This is a genomic window from Enterobacter cloacae complex sp. 2024EL-00214, from assembly GCF_043945575.1.
GTDB lineage: Bacteria > Pseudomonadota > Gammaproteobacteria > Enterobacterales > Enterobacteriaceae > Enterobacter > Enterobacter cloacae_P.
On record NZ_JBIMRC010000048.1, the window covers coordinates 1 to 2,494 of the forward strand.

4 protein-coding genes and 2 pseudogenes are annotated in these 2,494 nt (G+C 54.3%); all 6 read left to right on the plus strand.

Annotated elements, in window-relative coordinates; translation table 11 throughout:
* A pseudogene (locus ACHHZ6_RS24590) lies at positions 1 to 107 on the plus strand (IS6 family transposase); the annotation flags it as partial.
* 54 nt (positions 108 to 161) lie between these two features.
* Positions 162 to 548 (plus strand): annotated as a pseudogene (locus tag ACHHZ6_RS24595) (integrase core domain-containing protein); the annotation flags it as partial.
* Between the two features lie 55 nt (positions 549 to 603).
* Positions 604 to 894, plus strand: coding sequence for a nucleotidyltransferase family protein (locus ACHHZ6_RS24600; protein WP_001247892.1), 291 nt, complete (start codon positions 604 to 606; stop codon positions 892 to 894).
* Complete coding sequence (locus ACHHZ6_RS24605) at positions 891 to 1,292, plus strand: DUF86 domain-containing protein (RefSeq protein WP_001293886.1); 402 nt, start codon at positions 891 to 893, stop codon at positions 1,290 to 1,292. The genes ACHHZ6_RS24600 and ACHHZ6_RS24605 overlap by 4 nt, the downstream gene beginning before the upstream one ends.
* Positions 1,282 to 1,638, plus strand: a complete 357-nt coding sequence (locus ACHHZ6_RS24610; RefSeq protein ID WP_000215515.1) for a cupin domain-containing protein — start codon at positions 1,282 to 1,284, stop codon at positions 1,636 to 1,638. Before ACHHZ6_RS24605 ends, ACHHZ6_RS24610 begins: the two co-directional genes overlap by 11 nt.
* Before the next feature lie 254 nt (positions 1,639 to 1,892).
* Positions 1,893 to 2,207 (plus strand): hypothetical protein, encoded by a 315-nt coding sequence (locus tag ACHHZ6_RS24615; protein ID WP_000091613.1) that lies wholly within the window; start codon positions 1,893 to 1,895, stop codon positions 2,205 to 2,207.
* Positions 2,208 to 2,494: the final 287 nt, after the last annotated feature.

A 2,494-nucleotide genomic window follows, 5' to 3' on the forward strand; every position in this document is an offset into this window, starting at 1 on the left:
AAGGTATTGAGGTGATGCGTGCACTACGCAAAGGCCAGGCCTCAGCATTTTATTATGGTGATCCCCTGGGCGAAATGCGCCTGGTAAGCAGAGTTTTTGAAATGTAAGGCCTTTGAATAAGACAAAACGCTGCCTCATCGCTAACTTTGCAACAGTGCCATATTACCAGCCATTTCTTCAGCAAGGCCACAAAGCTCTTTCCTGTCGCTATCAGACAAGTTGTCACTGACAACGGTAAGGAGTTCCTCGGTAACTTTGATAAAACGCTACAGGAAGCCTCGATTAAACACATCTGGACCTATCCGTACACACCGAAAATGAATGCGACCTGTGAGCGATTTAACCGGACACTTAGAGAACAATTTATTGAATTCAATGAATTGTTGCTTTTTGAGGACCTGAATTTGTTTAATCAAAGAATGGCTGAATATCTGGTGCTGTATAACAGCAAAAGGCCACATAAATCACTCGAACTGATGACGCCAGTGGACTATATTTTACGTGAGAGTAAAAATTGCAATATGTGGTGGACCCATACAAGTTCTTGAAATTCTATTCTTGATTGCATATCATCTCAACGAGTTTCGATAAGAAAGGATGCGCATGCGACCGTCTGTTGTGCTTGACATGAAGCGAAGCGCAGTGCGTGAAGCGGTAGGCCGCTTTCGCGCCGCGAACCCGCGCGTCTTCGGCTCGGTGCTGCATGGCACCGACCGGGATGGCAGCGACCTCGACCTGTTGGTCGATGCGCTGCCCGGTGCCACGTTGTTGGACTTGGGCGATTTGGAAGAAGAACTGAAATCGCTGCTCGGCGTTGACGTCGATCTGCTGACTCCCGGCGACCTGCCGCCGAAGTTCCGGGCCAAGGTGCTCGCGGAGGCGCAACCGATATGAGCGAGAACCGCCTGCCCGATTACCTCGACCACATTCAGCAGGCCGCAACCGATGCGCGCAGCTTCGTGGAAGGGATGGCCAAGGACGACTTCTTGGCCGACAAGCGCACCCAGCAGGCCGTCATCATGAGCCTGATCGTCATCGGCGAGGCGGCCACAAAGGTGATGGATGGCTACGTCGAGTTCACCCAGGCGCATGCCGACGTGCCGTGGCGCAGCATGCGCAATATGCGTAATCGCATGGCTCACGGCTATTTCGACATCAACCTCGATGTGGTGTGGGAGACGGTACAGGAATGGCTGCCGGCGTTGCTCCAGCAATTGCCCGCCGTGCGTCAGGATGCCGACGATGAAGACCGTAACGACAACTGTGAAAGAGGGATCTCCGATGACTGTTGAATCGAGAATATTTTCTGTAGCCGAGTATGTTCAGCCGTCCGAAGGCGAGCCTATTCGTTCCGTTGTGCTTGAAACCCGAGACTCAATTATCGTGGTTTGGCATGTCCATCCCGGGCAGGAAATTGCGGCTCACATTCATCCTCACGGCCAAGACACGTGGACTGTTTTGTCGGGAATGGCTGATTACTTTCAGGGCAATGGGATTGTTCGTGCCCTCAGGGAAGGTGAGATAGCCGTGGCAAGACCGGGCCAAGTGCACGGGGCGCGAAATACAGGTACCGAGCCATTTGTGTTAGTCTCGGTTGTGGCATCAGCCAATGCCGGTTTCGTATTGGCTGAGCGATAGAGTCCAATCTCTGGAGTTGGTCCAATGAGCGGTCGGGGAGATAGGTAACAGACATGCAGCGGACACGGCTGCTAAACCAGGTCGCAAACCTCCTTGCGTCGCAGCGTGCCGCAAGCGACGCGATCAATCGAATGGGGTCGGCATGAGACTGAACACCATCCAGTTCCCGACCGCGTAGCCGCCTGTCCTGCCGATCAGGTCTTGACCATCGACGCCTGGGATCAGTCCTGAATGTTCTTGGAGACCACTACGTTATGAGCCGCAGCCGCCGCAAAACACCCATCGTCGGGCACACGACCTGCGGCAGCGAGCGCGAGGACAAGAAGCTCTGGCATCAGCGCTGGCGCACCCGTGAGCGCACGGCGCTGACCAGCGCGTCGCCCGAAGCCCTGAGCGCCCATCTGCCCCTGCTGGAAAACCAGGCCAGCAGCGTCTGGTCGATGGGCAAGGATGGCCGCTCCTACTGGCCCGTCAAGCGCCAGGCCGCCACGGCGGATCGCATCGCCAATCACAAGGGACGCAACCCGCAAGAACGCGCCTCCCTGAAAAAGCGCCTGCTTACACTGTGATTCCTTCAAAATATCTCAACGAAATTTCCCGACACCTGTTTGGGGTCGTCTCAGAAAACGGAATCTATGGTCACTCCCGTTTTTGCAACACCGATTTTGACGACAAGTTGGCTTGCTTGAATCTATCCGGCGTCTGAATGGGATTTTATTCCCGCGCCTTGATGAGTTCCGCGCCTGATGAACCTCCAGAAAATATACGGCTTCAATGAGCCTTTCCGTTTTACAGGTTCCTCAACAGGCCGGTGGGCCGTTAGTATCATCAATATCAGTATTCGCAAAACCAGATC

What these genes read in the sequence shown, in the direction of transcription:
- ACHHZ6_RS24600 (WP_001247892.1), top strand. Translation starts at nt 604, where the DNA reads ATGCGACCGTCTGTTGTGCTTGACATGAAGCGAAGCGCAGTGCGTGAA.
- ACHHZ6_RS24605 (WP_001293886.1), top strand. Translation starts at nt 891, where the DNA reads ATGAGCGAGAACCGCCTGCCCGATTACCTCGACCACATTCAGCAGGCC.
- ACHHZ6_RS24610 (WP_000215515.1), top strand. Translation starts at nt 1,282, where the DNA reads ATGACTGTTGAATCGAGAATATTTTCTGTAGCCGAGTATGTTCAGCCG.
- ACHHZ6_RS24615 (WP_000091613.1), top strand. Translation starts at nt 1,893, where the DNA reads ATGAGCCGCAGCCGCCGCAAAACACCCATCGTCGGGCACACGACCTGC.